Annotated in this window: 14 protein-coding genes; 4 read left to right on the forward strand and 10 right to left on the reverse strand. The window is 36.0% G+C overall.

Going from position 1 to position 20,325, the window contains the following annotated elements; translation table 11 throughout:
• Positions 1 to 911 precede the first annotated feature (911 nt).
• From DRF58_RS15580 to DRF58_RS18620, 4 genes are all read left to right on the forward strand, one after another.
• On the forward strand, positions 912 to 2,114 hold the full coding sequence (locus tag DRF58_RS15580; protein ID WP_034975902.1) for a di-heme oxidoredictase family protein: 1,203 nt from the start codon (positions 912 to 914) through the stop codon (positions 2,112 to 2,114).
• Between the two features lie 2 nt (positions 2,115 to 2,116).
• Positions 2,117 to 2,563, forward strand: coding sequence for a QcrA and Rieske domain-containing protein (locus DRF58_RS15585; RefSeq protein ID WP_051879933.1), 447 nt, complete (start codon positions 2,117 to 2,119; stop codon positions 2,561 to 2,563).
• Positions 2,560 to 3,780, forward strand: a complete 1,221-nt coding sequence (locus tag DRF58_RS15590; RefSeq protein WP_116036757.1) for a hypothetical protein — start codon at positions 2,560 to 2,562, stop codon at positions 3,778 to 3,780. The genes DRF58_RS15585 and DRF58_RS15590 overlap by 4 nt, the downstream gene beginning before the upstream one ends.
• A gap of 278 nt (positions 3,781 to 4,058) precedes the next feature.
• The gene (locus DRF58_RS18620; protein WP_206605235.1) at positions 4,059 to 4,262 is read left to right on the forward strand and encodes a hypothetical protein; all 204 of its coding nucleotides are present in this window, start codon (positions 4,059 to 4,061) and stop codon (positions 4,260 to 4,262) included.
• Positions 4,263 to 4,707: 445 nt separating this feature from the next.
• Here the strand turns inward: DRF58_RS18620 and DRF58_RS15600 are convergent, their stop codons facing one another.
• From DRF58_RS15600 to DRF58_RS15645, 10 genes are all read right to left on the reverse strand, one after another.
• Positions 4,708 to 5,499, reverse strand: a complete 792-nt coding sequence (locus DRF58_RS15600) for a phosphatase PAP2 family protein (RefSeq protein WP_116036759.1) — start codon at positions 5,497 to 5,499, stop codon at positions 4,708 to 4,710.
• A gap of 210 nt (positions 5,500 to 5,709) precedes the next feature.
• Positions 5,710 to 7,758 (reverse strand): heavy metal translocating P-type ATPase, encoded by a 2,049-nt coding sequence (locus tag DRF58_RS15605; protein WP_028123477.1) that lies wholly within the window; start codon positions 7,756 to 7,758, stop codon positions 5,710 to 5,712.
• 34 nt (positions 7,759 to 7,792) lie between these two features.
• Positions 7,793 to 8,245 (reverse strand): MgtC/SapB family protein, encoded by a 453-nt coding sequence (locus DRF58_RS15610; protein WP_028123476.1) that lies wholly within the window; start codon positions 8,243 to 8,245, stop codon positions 7,793 to 7,795.
• Between the two features lie 11 nt (positions 8,246 to 8,256).
• Positions 8,257 to 9,987, reverse strand: coding sequence for an LTA synthase family protein (locus DRF58_RS15615; RefSeq protein ID WP_245955519.1), 1,731 nt, complete (start codon positions 9,985 to 9,987; stop codon positions 8,257 to 8,259).
• Positions 9,988 to 10,362: 375 nt separating this feature from the next.
• Positions 10,363 to 11,259: a cation diffusion facilitator family transporter gene (locus DRF58_RS15620; RefSeq protein ID WP_063970324.1), complete on the reverse strand. Its 897-nt coding sequence runs from the start codon at positions 11,257 to 11,259 to the stop codon at positions 10,363 to 10,365.
• Between the two features lie 26 nt (positions 11,260 to 11,285).
• Entirely contained in the window at positions 11,286 to 12,164 is an 879-nt protein-coding gene (locus DRF58_RS15625; RefSeq protein WP_063970323.1) for a bestrophin family protein, read from the reverse strand.
• 129 nt (positions 12,165 to 12,293) lie between these two features.
• Positions 12,294 to 13,568 carry an efflux RND transporter periplasmic adaptor subunit gene (locus DRF58_RS15630; RefSeq protein ID WP_116036762.1) on the reverse strand — a complete coding sequence of 425 codons (1,275 nt, stop codon included), beginning with the start codon at positions 13,566 to 13,568 and terminating at the stop codon, positions 12,294 to 12,296.
• 1 nt (position 13,569) lies between these two features.
• On the reverse strand, positions 13,570 to 17,934 hold the full coding sequence (locus tag DRF58_RS15635) for a CusA/CzcA family heavy metal efflux RND transporter (RefSeq protein ID WP_081780193.1): 4,365 nt from the start codon (positions 17,932 to 17,934) through the stop codon (positions 13,570 to 13,572).
• A gap of 154 nt (positions 17,935 to 18,088) precedes the next feature.
• On the reverse strand, positions 18,089 to 18,418 hold the full coding sequence (locus DRF58_RS19065) for a DUF6660 family protein (RefSeq protein ID WP_228428850.1): 330 nt from the start codon (positions 18,416 to 18,418) through the stop codon (positions 18,089 to 18,091).
• A 187-nt stretch (positions 18,419 to 18,605) separates the two neighbouring features.
• A partial coding sequence (locus DRF58_RS15645) for a helicase-related protein (RefSeq protein ID WP_262510772.1) occupies positions 18,606 to 20,325 on the reverse strand: 1,720 nt, incomplete at its 5' end.

Below are 20,325 nucleotides of genomic sequence, written 5' to 3' on the forward strand. Positions count from 1 at the left end.
AAAAATTTAGAAGCAACTTCAGAGGAGTTAGGGATCGGGCGTTTTTTCTATTCAGACTACAAAACATTTTTGCTTAAACACAAGTTTTGGTACTGATCCGCTTTTTTCCTTTTCAGATTATCCCAAATTTTTGCGTAGTCCCCAACTTTTGATACTGATCCGATACTTCCAGATTATGTTTTTTTAGCCCAATCTGAACTTACATAAAACAAAAAATGCTTTAAAACATACGTTTTAAAGCATTTTGAACGATTCTGTATTCACAGTTGCGATCCGGACGGGACTTGTTCTTATTTGAAAAACTCCCTATCCATAAGCTTTATGTCGTTCTCTTATTTTTAGGTCACCGAATAGGTCACTTTAATAAACAAAAATAGAGTGCGTCGTTTTTACTGGTGCAAAGATATGTTTTTTTTTATTTTTCACAAATAAATGTAGATCTTTTTTCTATCTCTTCCATAATCCACAGATTTTCAAATAACAAATATACCCTGCCCTAATCATTTTTCGCTTTTGATATAAATCCCCAAACCAAAAATCATTAATGAACTATCATCCTTTTTATCTTTGGTAAGTTTAGATGGTAAAATTGTATAATTTACAAAAAATAATTACCTACTACTATTAAGACGGTCAACCTTAGCACTTGGCAACCAACTGTTTCGTCTGGCTATTAAAATTTGTACACTAGGACTGTTCAATATCCACATTAATTTACTATGCGATAAAGGTTATTGTTTTTCAAGAAAAATATCCTAACAGCACATATCCTGAGATTAAATTCCGTTTCAAATTATCTAATCTTTATTTATAGTGTTTGCTATAAATGCACAGCAGTCATAAAAATAATTAGACATAGCGAAATAAAAAGTTAGATTAATCTAACTTTTTATTATATTTGAAAAAAAAACGTGAGCAAGAGATATATACCTATTATTATAATTTTCTATCTTCTTTTTCTGATCGTACAAGCTTGTGATAAACTTCAGCCTGAAGCGATAGATGAGAGTGAATTACTTGATGGCTCCATTGTGGGGTTATCATATGCTGAAAACCAACAATTTTTGCGAGGGGATATCGCCTTTAACGATGAAACCTTCACGGTCGGGAAAGGTCTTGGTCCAACCTTCGTGGCAACAAGTTGTGGAAGCTGTCATGCTGGTGATGGAAAAGGGACTCCCTTTACTACTCTTATACGTTTTGGACAGACTGACGAAACAGGAAATTTATTTTTGCTTTTAGGTGGTCCTCAATTGCAAAATAGGGCGATACCAGGTTATACTCCGGAAGCAATTCCTCCCGGAGCAACATTTTCTAAATTTACTCCGCCTGCCAATACCGGATTAGGTTTTATTGAATTGGTTTCTGATATGGATATTTTGGCAATGGCTGACCCTTGTGATACAAATAATGATGGCATCTCAGGAGTCCCCAATTATATTGATCTTCCGGCATATCAAGCACCATTCTTCTTTGCTGTAACAAAAGGAGGGAAGTATATCGGAAGATTTGGTAAAAAGGCATCCACATACAGTTTACTACAACAAACCGTTAATGCTTACAATCAAGATATGGGCATTACTTCAACTTTTAATCCTCACGATGTTTATTCAGGAATGAATGTTGATCCCGAAGTTTCTGATAAGACCATCGCAGATGTTGTATTTTATCTTCGTACATTGAAAACACCTATTCAGCGAGACGCAGAAAATAGTATCATTAAACAAGGTCAGACTATATTTTCTCAGATAAGTTGTAATAAATGTCATGTCCCGGAACTGAAAACTTCATCCTCCTCAATTTCACCATTATCCAATAAAAAGTTTTATCCGTACACAGACTTATTACTTCATGATATGGGTGCTTCTTTGGATGACAACTATACGGAAGGCACTGCGAAAACTTATGAATGGCGTACGCCTGCACTGTGGGGGTTAGGTTTATCTCCAAAATCACAAGGCGGTCAATACTTCTTAATGCATGATGGCAGGGCAAAAAGTATAGAAGAAGCAATACAGCTTCACGGGGGAGAGGCTGCAACCAGCAGAACCAATTACACTCAATTACCAGTCCAAGAAAAAGAAGCTATTATTAAATTTTTGAAATCCTTATAATTATGGACAGACTTGAATTTCTCAAAAAATGCAGTTTGGTCTGTTTAGGCTTTACTGCAATTCCTCCCATTCTTTCAGGGTGTATAAGCAATAAAATGATTTCAGGAGCGATTAAAGACGATTATATCATATTGCCTTTGGAGGATTTTATGGATACAAAATATCCTGACAAAAAATTATCCTATGTAATTATTCAAAATGAATCTCTCAAATATCCCATTTGTGTATTTCGTTTTTCGGAAACTGAGTATGAAGCATTATGGATGCAATGTACCCATCAGGGTAGCCAGTTACAAGTATTTGGAGATAAGCTACAGTGTCCTGCACATGGTAGTGAATTTTCCAACCAAGGTTTAGTACAAAACGGTCCTGCTGATCAGACCTTAAGAAAATTTCCAGTATACATAGAATCGGATTTTTTGAAAATTTCTTTAAAAAAACCGGTATGAAAAAAATTATCTATCTAATTATAATTTTAATTTTTCAGGAAGCCACAGCACAGATAGATTCTGAATTACTAAAAAGAATACCTGTAGACAGTTCTCGCTCTTTGAACATGGATGCCGTTTACAAGCGTCCCTTCTTAGGATTAGGGAAAGTGCCTGTCTCTATTGGTGGCTATGCGGAAGCCAATTGGCAGCATATCAGCACTGATGGTATATCTGATGGACATCAATTTCAATTACGTAGGATGACACTTTTTGTATCTTCTACAATTTCCTCAAAAATTAAATTTCTGAGTGAAATAGAATTAGAAGAAGGAGGTAAAGAGATTAATATTGAATTTGCTGCCATTGATGTAGAGTTTAATCCCTTGCTTAATTTGAGAGGAGGAATTATTATGAATCCAATTGGTGCTTTCAACCAAAATCATGACGGTCCGAAATGGGAGTTTACCGATCGTCCTATATCTGCTACAGAAATGTTGCCTGCTACATTCAGTAATGCTGGTTTCGGATTATATGGAAAAATGTATAAAGCCGAGTGGATGTTCGGCTACGAGGTTTATATCTCCGGAAATTTTGATAACTCAATTATTGACAATAATCAAAACAAAACATACTTACCTGCTGCCAAAAGTAATCCTGAACGTTTTGAAGAAATTAACAGCGGTGTTCCTCTTTTAACAGCAAAAATTGCCACAAGACATGAAAAAGCAGGAGAATTTGGAGCCTCTTATATGGGAGGAATCTATAATAAATTTCAGGATGAAGGTCTTCAGGTTGACGATAAAAGAAGGGTTCGGGTATTTGCATTGGATTATAATAATACACTTCCAAATCTGGGAACTTTAATTACCGCAGAATGGGCGTGGGTAAAAGTAGATGTTCCGGAAACTTATACACAACAATATGGAGACAGGCAACATGGAGGATTTATAGACATCGTTCAGCCAATAATTAAAAGAAAAATTTTGGATTGGGAAAAAGCAACTGTTAATCTTGCATGCCGTTTCGAGTATGTAGATTGGAACGTAGGTCATTTCAAAGAAGACAACAGTAAAATTGGAGATGATTTATGGAGTATTATGCCTGCAATCAGTTTCAGACCCAATGCACAAACTGTTTTTAGACTTAATTATAGGTTTCAGAAACAGAAAGACATTTTTGCGAACCCTGCGGCAAAGACTGTAGGCTTCAGCTTTGGTATTTCAACGTATTTCTAATAATTTGCCACCGCAGATCTTAGGATTGAGCAAAAAGTCATTGTTGATTTAATACTCCGTTGATATTCTTTATGTTTTTGTTAAGGGACAAAAAGCAAGAAAGACTGTTTCGTAGGATTACTGGAATTAGCGAATTCAATCTAGATTTTATAAACAACGACTTAATTAAATATTAATATTTTAAAATGCTCAATTATGAAGAAAGATTAAAATACGGTACGTAATATTATTAAAAATATACTGAATTCCAGTATTGAAATTCAGTATTTATAAGAACTATGCTATTTACTTCTTATTCTCATCATGATGTTCTTTCTCATCGTGATGTTCTTTTTCTTGATGATGCTCAGCCTCATCGTGATGCTCCGGCTCATCTGCATGTTCAGGACCCTCGTGATGTTCCTTGTGCGGATGATGTTCTTTGTGTTCGTGATGTTCCGAATGGTCGTGTGTCTCTTTTTTTTGATCTTCGTTGTTCATAACATTTTAATTTTGAAGGTGAATATTAATTTATATATGTTGTTATTTGTGAAAGGCAAATAAGATGCCAAAATAAAGCCGTAATCTACTGATTTCAAATACTTTCCATTTTTTTAAACAATATTACTTGAAACATCTAAATAATATTAAATGTCCTTTAAAAACGTGATATGTTAAAACTTTACTCTAAAAAAATATTATTTTTATCTGTCCTTAGTTGACTATTGATCGTTTTAAGAAGTAGATTGATTTAATTTTTACTTCGATGATATTTAAAATGATGGTCTTTGACAGGATGAAAATATTTCTTAAATCCATACGTTATAAGAGATAGTATCAGGATACTAAAAACTATCAAATAGAATATATCTTCTGACGCAAGCCGATGCTTTCCCCTCCTGATTATTCGTCTTCTAGATCGTCTTTTAAATCCCATAATTTCTCATTTTAAAAAAAAAGCTGGTAATTCAAACCAAAACTTTTCTGCTGATAACTCTTCTGGAAATAAGGAGAAATCATAGATAATGTTTTTTCATTCTTACTTTTAAATAAAGTTTTGATCTTTGGATATAACCAATATGCTATCTCAGTAGAAAGAATTCCGATACCAGCACCAGACAGGACATCTGTAACCCAATGCTTATTATTGATGATTCTGTAGACACTAGTAAAAATGGCAAACGGATATCCTGACAGACTGATCCAATAATTGCTGTCCCTATATTCTCTGAACATAAACTGTGCAGTTGAAAATGCGATCGCTGCATGACCTGAGGGAAATGACATATAATTTGATTGATCAGGCCGCTCCCTGCCGATCAATGATTTTGAAGGAATAACTATTGCCAATAAGATAGCTTGTGATGTTGCTAAAATGATCGTTCGATCTTTTAAGTTATGTTTCCCTCGAACACCCGCTATGTTTAAACCATAAACGAGCGCAGCTGGTACAAATAAGGTATAGTTGTCTAATTTTGAATTGTTTAATGTATGATCGTTTACCTCCCTTCTCACATCATAATCAAACTTTTTGATTTCAGGAATTGTAAAACCAATTGCACCTGCCGATATCAAGCTAACCGGAACAATAAGTTTTTTATAATCCAAAGTATCATCTCTTATTATTAAAGAATCTTGTTGAGCAGTTTTTTGCAATGACAAACTATCCTGAGCATAAATACTTAGAGAGAATTTCAGTAAAAGGATTAGTATTGAGTTTTTTTTTACATAAGTCCACATAAAAATTATATTTCTGATTTTTATTGTTCGGATCTAACATTAATAGTATTCAATTTTATATCGTAAAATTGGATGTAACTTCCCTGTTCCCATCTTTTATGGGAACTCAATCTTAATAATATGAGTGGAGGCAAATTTTCCTTAGAATTGTAATATCCTAAGGAAACAGGATACTAGAATTTGCTCTATTTTTATCTGTGATAATCTCTTTTAAAATTTCATTCTTTGAATTCTAACTGCATTCAGTATTGCTATCAAAGCAACTCCCACATCAGCGAATACTGCTTCCCACATCGTAGCAAGGCCACCAGCTCCGAGTACAAGTACGATAGCTTTTACGACAAAGGCAAGAATGATATTCTGCCACACAATTCTTTTGGTCTTCTTCCCAATATTGATTGCCATAGGTATTTTTGATGGTTTATCGTCCTGGATCACAACATCGGCAGTTTCGATGGTTGCATCGCTACCAAGTCCACCCATTGCTATTCCAACATCACTTAATGCTACAACAGGCGCATCATTTACGCCGTCACCAACAAAAGCTACACTTTCATTTCTAGCTTTGATTTCTTTTACCTTGTTGACCTTATCCTCCGGAAGCAGGTCTCCAAAAGCATTGTCAATACCAATTTGTTCTGCCACATACTTTACAACAGTTGTTTTATCACCGCTTAACATAGTCGCTTTTACATTCAAACTATGAAGTTTTTCAACTGCTTGTTTTGCATCGTCCTTGATTCGGTCGGCAATGGTAATGAAACCTGCAAATTTCCCATCATAAGCAATTGCTATGACCGTGTATACAATTTTGGAAGGATCTACATCATAACTGATATTGAATTTATCCAGTAGTTTAAAATTACCAACCAGGATTTCTTTTCCATTAGCTCTAGCTTTAAGACCATGCCCTGCAATTTCTTCAGTATCCTCTAAATTGATTGAATTGTTGATTTCTCCTACAAACTCATGAACAGCAGTAGCAACAGGATGGGTACTTTTACTTTCAACAACATTGACCAATTGGAGAATCTCATCCTTATCAAATTCCTCTTCAATGGTAACGTCCTGAACTTTGAAAACACCCTCCGTCATAGTTCCGGTTTTATCCATTACCACATTCTGAATCTCAGCGATTTTATCCAAAAAGTTGCTTCCTTTAAATAGAATACCGTTGCGGCTCGCGGCTCCGATACCTCCAAAATAGCCAAGCGGAATAGAGATCACCAATGCACACGGACAAGAGATCACTAAGAATATCAATGCTCTGTACAACCAATCTCTGAAAACATAATCATCAACAAAGAAATAAGGTACAATGCAAATCAAAACAGCTAACGCTACTACGATCGGTGTATATATTCTCGCAAATTTTCTGATAAAAAGTTCAGTTGGAGCTTTTTGAGCTGTTGCATTCTGTACAAGTTCGAGGATCTTGCTGAGTTTGCTGTCCTCATAAGCCGTATTAACCTTAACCAAAGCTACACTGTTCATATTGATCATTCCGGCTAAAACTGTTTCCCCTTTATTTTTAGAATCAGGTTTGCTCTCTCCAGTTAATGCTGCGGTATTGAAAGACGCAGAATCGGAGATCAGTTCTCCATCCAATGCCAGTTTTTCACCTGATTTTAGCTGAATAGTATCCCCGATTTTTGCTTCGGCAGCTTTGATTTTTTTAGGCTGATTATTTTCAATAATCGTTACCTCATCAGGACGTTGATCTAAAAGAGCCTTAATATTGGTCTTAGCTCTCGACACAGCCAGAGTCTGAAAAACCTCTCCTACTGCATAGAACAACATAACCGCTACTCCTTCAGGAAATTCTCCGATAATGAATGCTCCAATTGTTGCAATGCTCATAAGGAAAAATTCTGAAAACACGTCACCTTGTTTGATACTCTCAAAAGCCTCTTTTAAAACAGGTAGACCTACCGGTAGATAAGCAACACCGTACCAGACAATTCGTACCCAGTCTTTAAACCATTCCGGTTTGATGTAATTGTCCAGTGCAATGCCAATTAATAAAAGTACCAATGAAATAATCGCAGGCAAGAACATCTGAAAAGCCGTTTTATCAGTTTCTCCATGATCATGTCCATCATCATCTGAATGTTGATGCTCTTCCTTTTTTTTCTTTGGAATGCGGTCTCCGTCTTCTTCAACTAATTTTTTTGCTCCGGCATTTTTATAGATTTTGCCTTCTTGCGGAGTACAGCACAATTGCTTACCATTCTCGTCGTAGGTGTGTTTATGTTCCATAATAATATTTATTTAATGATTGTAAGGTTACGTGTTATATATCTTTATCGGGTTGGCTTCCTAATTTTATAATTTTTTTGTACCAGCCAAATTTGTTAATACTTAAGATAAACAAGGTTAGAACGGTTGCTAAAAATGATAACAGAAACATATTCAGCGCAAGTGCAGATCCTATTGCCGATGCAGCCCATAAAGCTGTGGATGTTGTAAGCCCCTGCATACTTTTGGAACTATCTTTAAATGCCAGTCCTGCTCCGATAAATCCTAAACCGGCAGGTATCGCAGCCAACATTCTTGCTATTGCAGATTTGTCATCTGTTAAATGAGAGGCAACCGCCACAAATAGACAAGAAGCCATACACAGAACGCCAAAAGTACGAACTCCGGCATCTTTGTGAGCCGTTTCCCTTTCGAAACCTATTAATGCACCAAAAAAAAGTGCTAATAATAATTTTCCGGCAAGTAAAAGTTCAAATTTTATATCCATTTTACATCACGTTATCTAGTTGTGGTTATATTTACCTTTTTTATCTGCTTCTGTTTTAATCCGTCATTCTTGAAAAGATAGTAGGCTGACTGATAATTTGCTATTGCTTTTTTCACATACTGCTCAGATAGCATCTCTGGATTTTGTTTATTATTCTCCTTATCATACAAATACGTCTCTGTTTTTTGCTGCGGACCTAGAATAACCAATTTGTTGTTTTCCATATATCCGAGTTTCTGATAGGTACTTACAAATATTCTTGGAGTATAAGTTTCGCTTAAAACATTTTTACCATAAAGATTACTCTCATACGTCCATCCTAAAAGTGAGAAAAGTGTTGGATACAGGTCGATCTGAGAGCACATTTTTTCAATTCTGAATGGTTTCTTGTTGTTCAAGTTGACAATCATTGCTGGGATATGATATTTTGCAACATCGATATCGTTCTTGCCCGCACTGCTGGCACAATGATCTGCAACAATTATAACAATGGTATTTTTGTACCAGGATTTATTCTTTATCTTTTTAAAAAACTGACCGATCGCATAATCTGTGTATTTCACGGCGCCTTCCCTTCCCGATCCCGAGGGAATATCAATCTTTCCTTCAGGATATGTATAAGGACGATGATTGGAAGTGTTCATTACAAAATCGTAAAAAGGTTTCCCCGCTGCAAATTTTTGATCTGCTTGCTTTATCACCTGATCATAAAGATTTTCATCACTAATACCCCAGGCATTTTCAAAAGTGACCTCCTTGTCTTCTATTGGTATTCTTGGAGACTGATAATCTTCCCCTACAAAAGAATTTCTTTTCCGGTCTACAATTGTGTATCCATTATTACCGAAATAATTATTCATATTATCAAAATAACCATCACCACCATATAAGAAAGAAGTATCATATCCCTTTTGACTGAAGATCGATCCTACAGTGCTCAGATTATCATTTTCTTTCCTGCGGACAATACTATTCCCCGGTGTAGGCGGAACGGCAAGTGAAAGTGCCTCCATTCCTCGCACGGTTCTTGTTCCGGTAGCATACATATTGGTAAATAAAATGCTTTGATTCGCCAATGAGTCCAACGTAGGTGTCAGATTCTGATTGTTGCCAAATGTTTTCATAAAGTCTGCACTGAAACTTTCCAATGTGATCATAATAACATTGGGCTTCTCATAGGAGTCAGCTCCCTTAATGTTACGTAAGATTGAGAAATCATTTGATAAGTAATCTGAGTTAGATTCCTGGAGATCAGTTCTCACAATATTAAACGCCACCCTATTATCGATGAGTTTATAGAAGTGTTCATAATTGATCTCGTTATTTTTATATGCAGAAAAAAAAGAATAGATTCCTGATTTTGACAGCTCATTCCGATACCTGTTTTCGCTATTCTCTGCTAAACTGTTGTCAATAAAAAATGCATAAATGACTGAAATGAAAAGCAATCCGAAAAAGATAAAGAATCTTTGTAAAAAAGGTGTACTGCCCTTAAAATTATCTGTGAAGTAATGCCTTTTATAGAAAAGTAAAAACACCAAAGAAGTCATTATTAACATGGCTGTAATGAGCAATGGCAAAGGATATGATTCATTAATATTATTGATTACTTCATAGGTATAAACCAAATAATCAACTGCAATAAAATTAAACCGACTTTCAAATTCCTGCCAGAATGTTACTTCAGCAAAAAATGAAAACAATAATATAAGCACAGCTACATTAAAGCAAAAAAAAGTCATAGCTCTATTGAAAAGCGAATTATTATATTTCTGAGGAAATAAAAGCAGGTACAGACTGTACGGTAGCACAAAAAACACCCCTACCCCTATATCAAATAAAAATCCCAGAGCAAATACATTCAGCAATGAAAGAAAACTGATCTCTGCCTTTTGAAGGCTGGCAATAGAAAATCCTATCCTGAGGACAAAGGAAAAAATTATATATAATAAGAAAAAATTAATGAGCAGGCTATAACTGCTTCGCTTAATTTTAATTAGTTTCATAAACAAGTTTTATAAGTGATTACATCATTAATTCTTTAGAAATCAATTTTATTTGATATAGAAATAATCATTTAGATTTCATTTCATTTTCAATCTATTCTGATCATTCATCTACAAGTGTATTTCAGTTTCATCATAACCTTCATATTCGATTTGAAAAGTGGTATGGGTTATTTTAAAATCTGTCGTTGCTTTATCTATTAATATTTGCAGGAGTTCATTGCGATTTTTGTTATCATCTGCAATCACATGTGCGCTCATGGCATTAACGCCTGATGTAAGCGACCAGACATGTAGATCGTGGATTTCCTTGATTCCCGAAAGTTCTTCCAGTGAAGATCGAAGCTTGCTGATATCTACATCTTTAGGTGTACCTTCCAGTAAGACATTAACCGCTTCCATAAGCAACTTTAAGGTTCTGGGAATAATCAATAGACCTATAGCCGCAGAAATGATCGGATCTGCATAATACCACTGTGTTGTCAGCATGATCACGCCCGCGATCATTACTCCTACCGATGTCAGCATATCCGACAAAACTTCAAAATAAGCACCTTTCATATTAAGACTTGCGTTGGAATCCTTTCTGATAATAAGGATACCGATGATATTCACCACAAGTCCAATTCCTGCAACAATCATCATGGAGCCACTTTGTACTTCAGGAGGATTTTTAAATCTCTGAAATGCCTCGTATAAAACAAATAATGAAATACCCAACAGAACAACAGCATTGATGACAGCAGCCAAAATTTCTGTTCGATAATACCCAAATGTCTTTTTAGGACTTGCCTTTCTTTCACCAATTTTGATGGCAATAAATGCTAAGAGTAAACCGACAACATCTGTCAGCATATGCGCGGCATCTGCTAGTAATGCAAGACTTTTTGTTGCAATACCTCCAATGACTTCAGCGATCAGATAAGTCCCACTAAGTGCCAGAACGATAAGTAAGTTTTTCTTATGCCTACTAGATGCTGATACAATCTGTTTATTTGTGTCGCTCATAATTTTATGTTTTTACTGGATTGACTCTACATTTCGAAGTAGGTATTATTTTCTTTTTTAATAGGAATATCTTTCTCTTTGATCATCTGCAGAATGTTGATTTCTATGGTTTGTGCGATAGAGGTCATTGGCGTATCTACAGGAGTATTCTCGAAGGGGTCCTGCATGATGATCGCTGTTTTCTCAATGGCTACAAATATCAGAGGAATAATGATCGTCGTAATTATTTCCAAAGTAAGCTGGGAATCTTCCAATCCGAAAGGAAGGATAAATGCAAAGACGTAAATCAAGGTGTGGATCAGAATACTATATGCCCTTGGAAACACCGTATTTTTCAATCGTTCACATTTTCCCATATTGTCACAAAGCCTCATGAGAACTTCATTGAGCTGAACTTCCTTAAAATCTGAAATCAGACCTTTTTCGGCTATCTGTCTTACGTGATAAGAATGTTCATCCAAAATCGCATTGGGTATATTGACTGCATTGATTTGATGTGTATGCAAATACTCAACTACTTTATTGGTAAAGGGCTGTTTCCTTAATGCTTCACCCAAGGCATAGACCCATACGATTTGTCTCTCTGCAAATATTTTAACGTCCGCACCATCTTGAGGTACGAATTGATTTATTAAACGGATAAAAGATCTTGAATCATTGACGATGGCTCCCCAAACAGTTCTCGCCTCCCACCACCTTTCATAAGACTGCGCCGTCCTGAATGCAAGAAGCAATGAGACAGCAGTTCCAAGAATTGCGGGAATACTTAGCGGAATGGTTATTTTAGTGAAGATAGGATGCAGATCCAGCAAACCTGTACCTACTGCTAATATAACAATAAGTAATATTTGACTTTTAATTTGATCAATAAAATACCAGATTGAGATTTTCTTGTTTAGTAACATAACTTTGATTTTATAGATTTAAAGATAACATTATGCTAGAGGTCGAATTAATGCATTGCTTTATCTCGTAGCATAATGATATTTTTATTGCAACTGAAAGTTTAAATAAAGGCTTCAGCTTTTAAAAATCTAATCCTCATGACCTCCGGCATTAGATAATTTAGCATTGACGAAGAATGCACCTTTTACCACAATGTTTGTATCAGGTGCAATTTTGGTCACTGGAGTGATTGCAGTATAACCTAGATCTGAAGAACCTTTAACAATTTCTATTTTCTCAAAATTCAATGTTTTTCCTTGATTCTTGGTATGCGCTGCCTCTTTTGTACCTTCCTCTTTCTCACCCCCTTCTTCCTCTTCAGCATGTTCTTCAGGCTTTTTAGAAGTCTGTATGAAAACATAGAATTTACCGTCAGCTTCCACGATTGCTTCATCAGGAACGGCAGCGGTGCTTGAGTTTCCAAGGCTTACCATTCCGGTAACATTCATCCCATCGATCAACCCCACTTTATTTCCTGTAACACTCGCATGTACAGAGATCGTTTTACTCTCATTTTCGAATGACGACCCGATACTAAATACGGTAGCGTTATACAAAGTTTCCGGATTATTGGTCAGCTTAAACTGTACAGTTTGTCCAACTTTCATTTTAGGTAGATCCTTTTCAAAAACCTGAAGATCTAAATGGATAGAACTATTATCAATAATATCAAGAACTGGTGATGCCACATCAACATAACTTCCAATCTGCGCATTGATACTGCTTACGGTTCCACTGATCGGTGAAGTTATAACCAACCCAGATCGTAGATTACCATTGCTTACTTTACCCGGGCTGATCCCCATAAGCTGGAGCTGTCTCTGTAGTGATGATCTTTGGGTTCTTAAACTTTTTAATTCAGCATCAGAGCTTTGCAGATTCTTTTTTGCTCCGGCATCATTATCAAATAGTTCACGTTGCCTTCTATATTCCTGTTCAGCAAACGCGATCCTGCTGTTCACTGTAAGATATTGCTCCTGAAGCTGAATATACTCGGGATTATTGATTGATGCAATTACCTGCCCTTTCCTCACATGATCTCCTATCTGTACATTTAATGTCTTAATCACCCCACCATACAGAGAGGTAACGGTAGCTTTTCTATTGTTGGGAACACTCAATACACCATTGGCTTTAACAAGTGAGGTCAGATCTTTCATCTCAATTTTACCTAAGGAGATTCCGACTGCTTTCATTTGTTCTTCTGTTAATGCCGCGATCGTTTGCGGTGCCTCTTCATGAGCCTCCTCTACCTGTTCGGTTTTTGCTTTTACTTCCGTTTCCTCAGAGGCTTCTTTTTTTCCACAGCTTAAGACTAAAAAAGAAATTAACAGCGTAGATACTATATTATATTTAATTTTCATTTTATTTGTTTATGATAGAATTAATGGTAATAACAGATTGATTAACCTGTTGAATCGATTCGAGATACTTTAATTGAATATTGGTAGAAGTCTGAAGCGCAAAAAGATATTCAACGTAGGAAATTTCTCCTGTTTTATATCCCAATTGTCCGGCTTTAGCTATTTTCTCAGCATTGGGTATAGCCTGATTAATATAATAATTATATTGCTCTACATCCTGCTGATATTGATTCAAAGCGTTTTCCAGTTGCGCTTCCAGCTGTTTTTGCTGTAATTTTGCATTAGATTCCGCTACTTGCTTTTGGAACTCCCAAGATTGCATTCTCGCTTTTGTAGCACCGAAAGTCAGGGGAATCGTAACGCCAATAGTTGCTGCGTGAAATCTATTTCCCGCATTAAAATTCCGATCCATACCATTGATCGTCTGGGTACCGATTAAAGACTGATTGGTGTAACCTATACTGAAATCAGGTAGGCCCAGAGACCTTTCAACGTTTTTATTTTTTTCTGCTATGGTCATCTCCTGATAGTAAGACCTTACTGTTGGATGATTCGCTATTGACGCGCTGTCAAATACATAATTAGCTTTCAGGGGCTCATAATTTGTGTTATAAGGAACCGAGATGTCTCCCGAAGTATTCAATAAGGTTTTTAAGTTTTTGTATGCATTATTCAAATAAACTTCATTTTGCTTCAACAACAAATTGATCTCCCCTTTCTGAGTTTCTGCAGTATTGATCTCTATCTTTTTAATATCTCCTGATTTAAATCTGACCGTAGCAATTCTTATAAAATCCTGATATAAACTATCCAGATTTTTTAATTTTGACTGGTTAAATTGCAGATATTCGATCTGATAGTAATAGGTCCTAACCTGTCTTGCAAGTTCGTTGACCGAAATCTCCTTATTGATCTGCTTTCCTTTGATCTGTTCAGCGATAAGTTCTCTTCTTGCTTTAAACAATGTTGGAAACGGAATACTTTGAGATATAGAAAAAGATTGATCGAATTTTTTACTGTTGTATTGGCCTAACTGAGCATCTAAACTCATTTTTGGAAGTTCTTTAGCAGTAGGTTTCAGTGCCTCTGTTACTTTAATATCCAAATCTTTCGACCGCATTAAATTATTGTTGGTCAATGCGATGCTCGTAGCTTCCTCAACTGTAACAGGGGTACCTTGTTGTGCGTTAAAGGTCTGTCCAATGAATAAAAAACCTAAAACTAAAACCGCTGTCAGTGGCTTATTACCTGAAGGCTTTTTGATTTTTAGTTTAGTACTGAAGATAATGTATAACATCGGTAAAACAAAAAGAGTCAAGAAAGTTGCTGTAACCAGTCCCCCGATTACAACGGTCGCCAAAGGTTTCTGAACTTCTGCCCCGGCTCCGGTTGAAATTGCCATAGGTAAAAATCCTAATGATGCGACTGTGGCTGTCATTAAAACAGGTCTCAGACGAGTTTTAGTTCCTTCCATCACACGTTTTAAAATATTGGTTTCACCTTCCTTCTCTAACTCGTTAAATGTTCCGATCAACACAATACCATTAAGTACCGCTACACCAAATAATGCAATAAACCCAATTCCCGCGCTGATACTAAAAGGCATACCGCGAAGCATTAACGCGAATATACCGCCGATAGCACTCATTGGAATTGCCGTAAAGATCAAGGCAGCCTGCTTTAGCGAACCAAAAGTAAAATATAACAGCATAAAGATCAAAAATAATGATACAGGTACAGCAATGGTCAGTCGTTTACTGGCAGCTTTAAGATTCTCAAATTGTCCGCCATATGTATAATAATATCCTGATGGTAATTTTTCTTTATTAAGCTTCTGCTGGATTTCTTCTACTACACTTTCTACATCTCGGCCTTTTACGTTAAAACCAATGACGATTCTCCTTTTACCTGCCTCACGACTAATCTGTGCGGGGCCAAGTTTATAATTGATATTGGACACCTGTGAAAGCGGGATCTGTATTCCTGTCTTCGTAGACACCATCAGATTGTTGACATCATCAATACTGGTTCTATGTAAACTATCCAAACGAACCACCAGATCAAACCTTCTTTCATTCTCAAATACCTGACCTGCAGCCTGACCTGCAAAAGCAGTACTTACAGCAGTATTTACGTCTTTAATATTCAGCCCGTAATTAGCCATTCTTGTGCGGTCATATTCAACATTAATTTGCGGAAGACCACTAACACGTTCGATCTGTGGAGCACTCGCACCATTAACAGACTGAATAATTTTTGCTGTTTTATCCGCATATATCGCTAAAGAATCTAAATTTTCACCAAAAATTTTAACCGCTACATCTTGTCTGATTCCTGTCATCAACTCATTGAAACGCATCTGGATCGGTTGATTTTTTTCGAAAAATACCCCGGGAATAGCTTCAAGCTTTTCAGAGATCTCATCTGCTAATTCATCATATGATTTTTTTGTTTTCCATTCACTTTGCGGTTTTAAGATCACCATCATATCAGTAGCTTCAGGAGGCATTGGATCAGTAGGCACTTCAGCAGCACCGGTCTTCCCTACAACCATTTTAACTTCGTCAAACTGCTTGATCAGCCTGGAGGCCTGCATAGAGGTTTCAATACTCTGACTTAATGAACTTCCCTGTGGAAGAATACAGTGAAAAGCAAAATCACCTTCTTGGAGTTGAGGGATAAACTCGCCCCCCATTCTTCCAAATATAAATAATGAAACTGCAAATAATGCAACAGTAACACTTACTAACCAATATTTTACTTTTAAAGCTTTCTCTAGTAGAGGTTGATAGATTTTTTGGAGTCGGTTCATCATTTTATCTGAGAAATTTTCTTTATGCGAGATTTTCTTCGATAAAAAAAGTGCACTCATCATTGGAATATAGGTCAATGATAATATCAATGCACCAAAGATTGCAAAACCTACAGTTTTAGCCATCGGAGTAAACATCTTACCCTCAACACCTACTAACGTTAAAATAGGAATGTAGACAATCAAAATAATAATCTCCCCAAATGCTGCGCTGCTTCTGATTTTAGAAGCTGAAAGAAATACCTCTTCATCCATCTCAGACTGGGTAAGAAGACGTGTTGTTTTCCGCAATCCTAAGTGATGAAGAGTCGCTTCAACAATAATAACAGCTCCGTCGACAATTAATCCAAAATCAATCGCCCCTAAACTCATTAAGTTGGCACTTACTCCGAAAACGTTCATCATTCCCAAAGCAAAGAGTAAGGACAACGGAATGGCAGATGCCACAATAAGACCGGCTCGTAAATTACCGAGAAATACTACCAGCACAAAAATCACTATCAACGCTCCTTCGATAAGATTTTTCTCGACAGTATCAATAGCTCTGCCAACTAGATTAGTTCTGTCTAAATAAGGCTCAATAATCACATCAGTAGGTAAAGATTTTTGAATAGTTGGTATTTTTTCTTTGATTAATTGCACTACCTCATTACTATTAGCACCTTTAAGCATCATCACCACTCCACCTACAGCATCCACCTCACCATTAAATGTCATGGCACCATATCGAACCGCACTTCCCAAACGAACCTCAGCAACATCTTTAATGAATATAGGCACACTCCCTGTTTCATTTTTAACTACAACATTCCCAACATCTTCAAGAGAGGTCACAAGTCCAATTCCACGGATAAAATAAGCATTAGGCTTTTTGTCAATGTAGGCTCCGCCTGTGTTCTGATTATTTTTTTCAAGAGCTGCAAAAATATCAGAAATACTAACTCCCATCGCTCGTAGACGATCAGGGTTAACAGCGACCTCATATTGTTTTAGCTGTCCTCCGAAGCTGTTAATCTCTGCAACTCCGGGAGTACCATTAAGCTGTCTTCGAACGATCCAGTCCTGCATTGTACGAAGTTCTTTGGAATCGTATTTTTTCTCACTTCCTTTCTTTGGATGAAGGATGTATTGATATACTTCCCCAAGTCCTGTACTTACCGGAGCCAACTCTGGTGTGCCAATTCCTTTTGGAATTTCTTCAGCAGCCTGCTTCAGCTTTTCACTGATCAATTGGCGGGCAAAATAAACGTCAACCTCTTCTTTAAATACAACAGTGATTACAGACAAACCGAATCGTGAAATACTTCTGGTCTCCTCAATATCAGGAACATTAGCAATACTCTGTTCTATAGGGAATGTCACCAACTGTTCAACTTCCTGACCTGCCAACGTAGGGCAGACTGTGATTATTTGAACCTGATTGTTGGTGATGTCAGGTGTGGCATCGATCGGAAGTTTGGTTGCGCTCCAAACTCCCCAAATTATCAACAACAAGGTCATTATACCAATGACAATCTTGTTCTTGATGCTAAATCTTATGATTTTATCTAACATTAGAATATAATTTTTATTGAAGGTCACTGCTTTCAGAACAAGTTGTGTTCTGGAATTCAGGTGACAAAAGTGAATAGGAATGCAATGCAATACTATTGCAATGTTTCCATAACAGTTTAGACGAAAGACAATTCTTCCGTCTGATCAACAAAAATTATATTTTAGGAGGTTGCCATATCTGATCGTACACCAAATATGCAAAGTCGTTCTTTATGAAAAGAATTTTTTTAGAATAGTACTCTTTTATCTGTTTACGATATTCTAAAACAGGTTTTATTTTGAGGGAAGTAACGCTAATTCTGCAGCAGTTACAATAACAAAAAGGAGAACAAGAATCTGTTTTTGAATGAGCATCGTTTTGCTCAGATTTTACATAGGAATTAGATACATTTTCATTTTTTGATTGCGCCTTTGCAACATCCATGCATGGCATTAATGATAATGCCATGAAGTAGACTGTAAAAAGCAATCTGAGAAAATTCATGTGACAAAGTTAATTATTTTACATTTATAAACACATATTAAATTTTATCTATTTTTCTTTAAATTTATTACTAACAAGATTTTAAAAAAAAGTATTTACACTGCAGTATTTTGTAAAGCACAAATCTCTTATAATTAGCCGTAATAAACAATAAATATATCTTACCGAGCTATATACCAATAAATAACTACCTTCTTCGGACAACATTCTGAAAATTATCTAAGTAAATATTCTCTTTTTGTTTTAATACTTTATCTATAAAGCCTACTGTTGTTAAATTATTGTATAAAACTATATTCTCAAGGGCTCTTTCTTTAACATAATCTCTGTTCTCATTCATTTTTAATTGTTCTGCTTTTTCTACTTTGTACAACGCCAGCAAATTCTCCCTCGTTTTTGGAAGCTCTTCCAGCTTTTTATCCAGTTCCGCAATTTTATCTTCAGTGGTTTTGGTTTGATGTTCAATTTGAGTAACATCTATTCCTTTCTGAGCTAAATTTTCAATAACCTCTTGTACTTGAGCTTTATGTAGGTCGATTGTTTTTTGATAAGATGGCAATTGGGTTGCCCAATATTCAGCATTTGCATCGCCATTTTTCGAATAGCCTTCAATTCTATTATATGAATGCTCGGCTTGGGTTACCAATTCTTTTACTTTCAAAACATCTTCATATTTTCTCAGAACAAATGCACTATCGGCCAAATGTTTATTTTTTTCACTTTCAATCTTCTTTTTAATGAGTTCGATTTCGATATTGGCTCTGGTTTCGGGATTGGTAATGATGGAGGTTTTTAATTCTTGAGTCCTGATGTCTGAAATATCCAAAACATCGGCTCCTTTTTTCATCGCTTCTAAATATCTAGCCTGTTTGGATTGCAGTTTTTGAAGCATAAAAACATCAATACTATCATTGGTCAGCATAAAATTAATCCGCACAGTTTCGTTTTTATTTCCTTGCCTCCACGCCCGTCCTTCCACCTGTCGCAAAGACGTGAAATTATATGGCAATGTAAGCATGTACACATCCGTCGTATTTTCCTGAAGATTCATGCCTTCCTGAATGGCTTCACTACCAATAACTACTTTTATTTTTCCTTTATTAAAATCATTTTGAATAGTAATTCTTTGATTTTTATTGGTAGATCCGGTAATAATGCCGATTTCTTCGGGTTTGTAACCAATTTCTGTAATGAGATATTCTTTTAATTTTGGAAATTGAGCAACCGCCAATTCAGAATAAATAATTTGTCCCGATTCCGGAATGTCTTTTCTATTCTGCCTTATTAAATCCATCGTCTGTTTCAACTTTGGAGAATTTTCTATGAATTCTTTTACAGAAGGTTCTTCATCATCATAATATGGCGACAAATACGGCGAAATAGCAATCAGTCGGGCGTTAAGAATATGCGTAAGAATTGCTCCCTTTTCAGTTTCACTGAAATTTTCATTGAGCAGGTCATATTGTTCTCTTGTCAGATCATTCTGTTCAATTTTATACTCTTTGTTAATTTTGTTGGGACGAATCAATTCAGGATTGTCTTCTTCGCCTTTTATATCAATGAATTCCGAAAGTAATTGCTGAAACAGCGAATTGTTTTTAAATCTCCGAACATTGGCTTTAAACTTCACATCACCTTTTGCATCAATTTCCATATCATTATCCGCTTCCATAAAGGTCTCGAAGAATGTATTCACATTAAAATATCCCGATTCTTCTAATCTTTTATTTGCTATTAAAGAAAGAATGGAATAATATTCCAAAGGCTTGTTGGTAAAAGGCGTTGCTGAAAGCAAGGTTACATTTCTTCCGTCATTTTTGTCTTGAATGTACTGAGCTGCCATCCAGGTATTGATTCCCAATTTGGAAGTCTGTTGGTTTTGACTTCTAAAATCGGAGGCAAATCTT

The sequence above is a fragment of the Epilithonimonas hispanica genome, from assembly GCF_003385395.1.
GTDB lineage: Bacteria > Bacteroidota > Bacteroidia > Flavobacteriales > Weeksellaceae > Epilithonimonas > Epilithonimonas hispanica.

Excerpts from the sequence above, each read along its gene's own strand:
- DRF58_RS15585 (WP_051879933.1), top strand. The coding sequence starts at position 2,117 with ATGGACAGACTTGAATTTCTCAAAAAATGCAGTTTGGTCTGTTTAGGC.
- DRF58_RS15590 (WP_116036757.1), top strand. The coding sequence starts at position 2,560 with ATGAAAAAAATTATCTATCTAATTATAATTTTAATTTTTCAGGAAGCC.
- DRF58_RS18620 (WP_206605235.1), top strand. The coding sequence starts at position 4,059 with ATGCTATTTACTTCTTATTCTCATCATGATGTTCTTTCTCATCGTGAT.
- DRF58_RS15600 (WP_116036759.1), bottom strand. The coding sequence starts at position 5,499 with ATGTGGACTTATGTAAAAAAAAACTCAATACTAATCCTTTTACTGAAA.
- DRF58_RS15605 (WP_028123477.1), bottom strand. The coding sequence starts at position 7,758 with ATGGAACATAAACACACCTACGACGAGAATGGTAAGCAATTGTGCTGT.
- DRF58_RS15610 (WP_028123476.1), bottom strand. The coding sequence starts at position 8,245 with ATGGATATAAAATTTGAACTTTTACTTGCCGGAAAATTATTATTAGCA.
- DRF58_RS15615 (WP_245955519.1), bottom strand. The coding sequence starts at position 9,987 with ATGACTTTTTTTTGCTTTAATGTAGCTGTGCTTATATTATTGTTTTCA.
- DRF58_RS15620 (WP_063970324.1), bottom strand. The coding sequence starts at position 11,259 with ATGAGCGACACAAATAAACAGATTGTATCAGCATCTAGTAGGCATAAG.
- DRF58_RS15625 (WP_063970323.1), bottom strand. The coding sequence starts at position 12,164 with ATGTTACTAAACAAGAAAATCTCAATCTGGTATTTTATTGATCAAATT.
- DRF58_RS15630 (WP_116036762.1), bottom strand. The coding sequence starts at position 13,568 with ATGAAAATTAAATATAATATAGTATCTACGCTGTTAATTTCTTTTTTA.
- DRF58_RS15635 (WP_081780193.1), bottom strand. The coding sequence starts at position 17,934 with ATGTTAGATAAAATCATAAGATTTAGCATCAAGAACAAGATTGTCATT.
- DRF58_RS19065 (WP_228428850.1), bottom strand. The coding sequence starts at position 18,418 with ATGAATTTTCTCAGATTGCTTTTTACAGTCTACTTCATGGCATTATCA.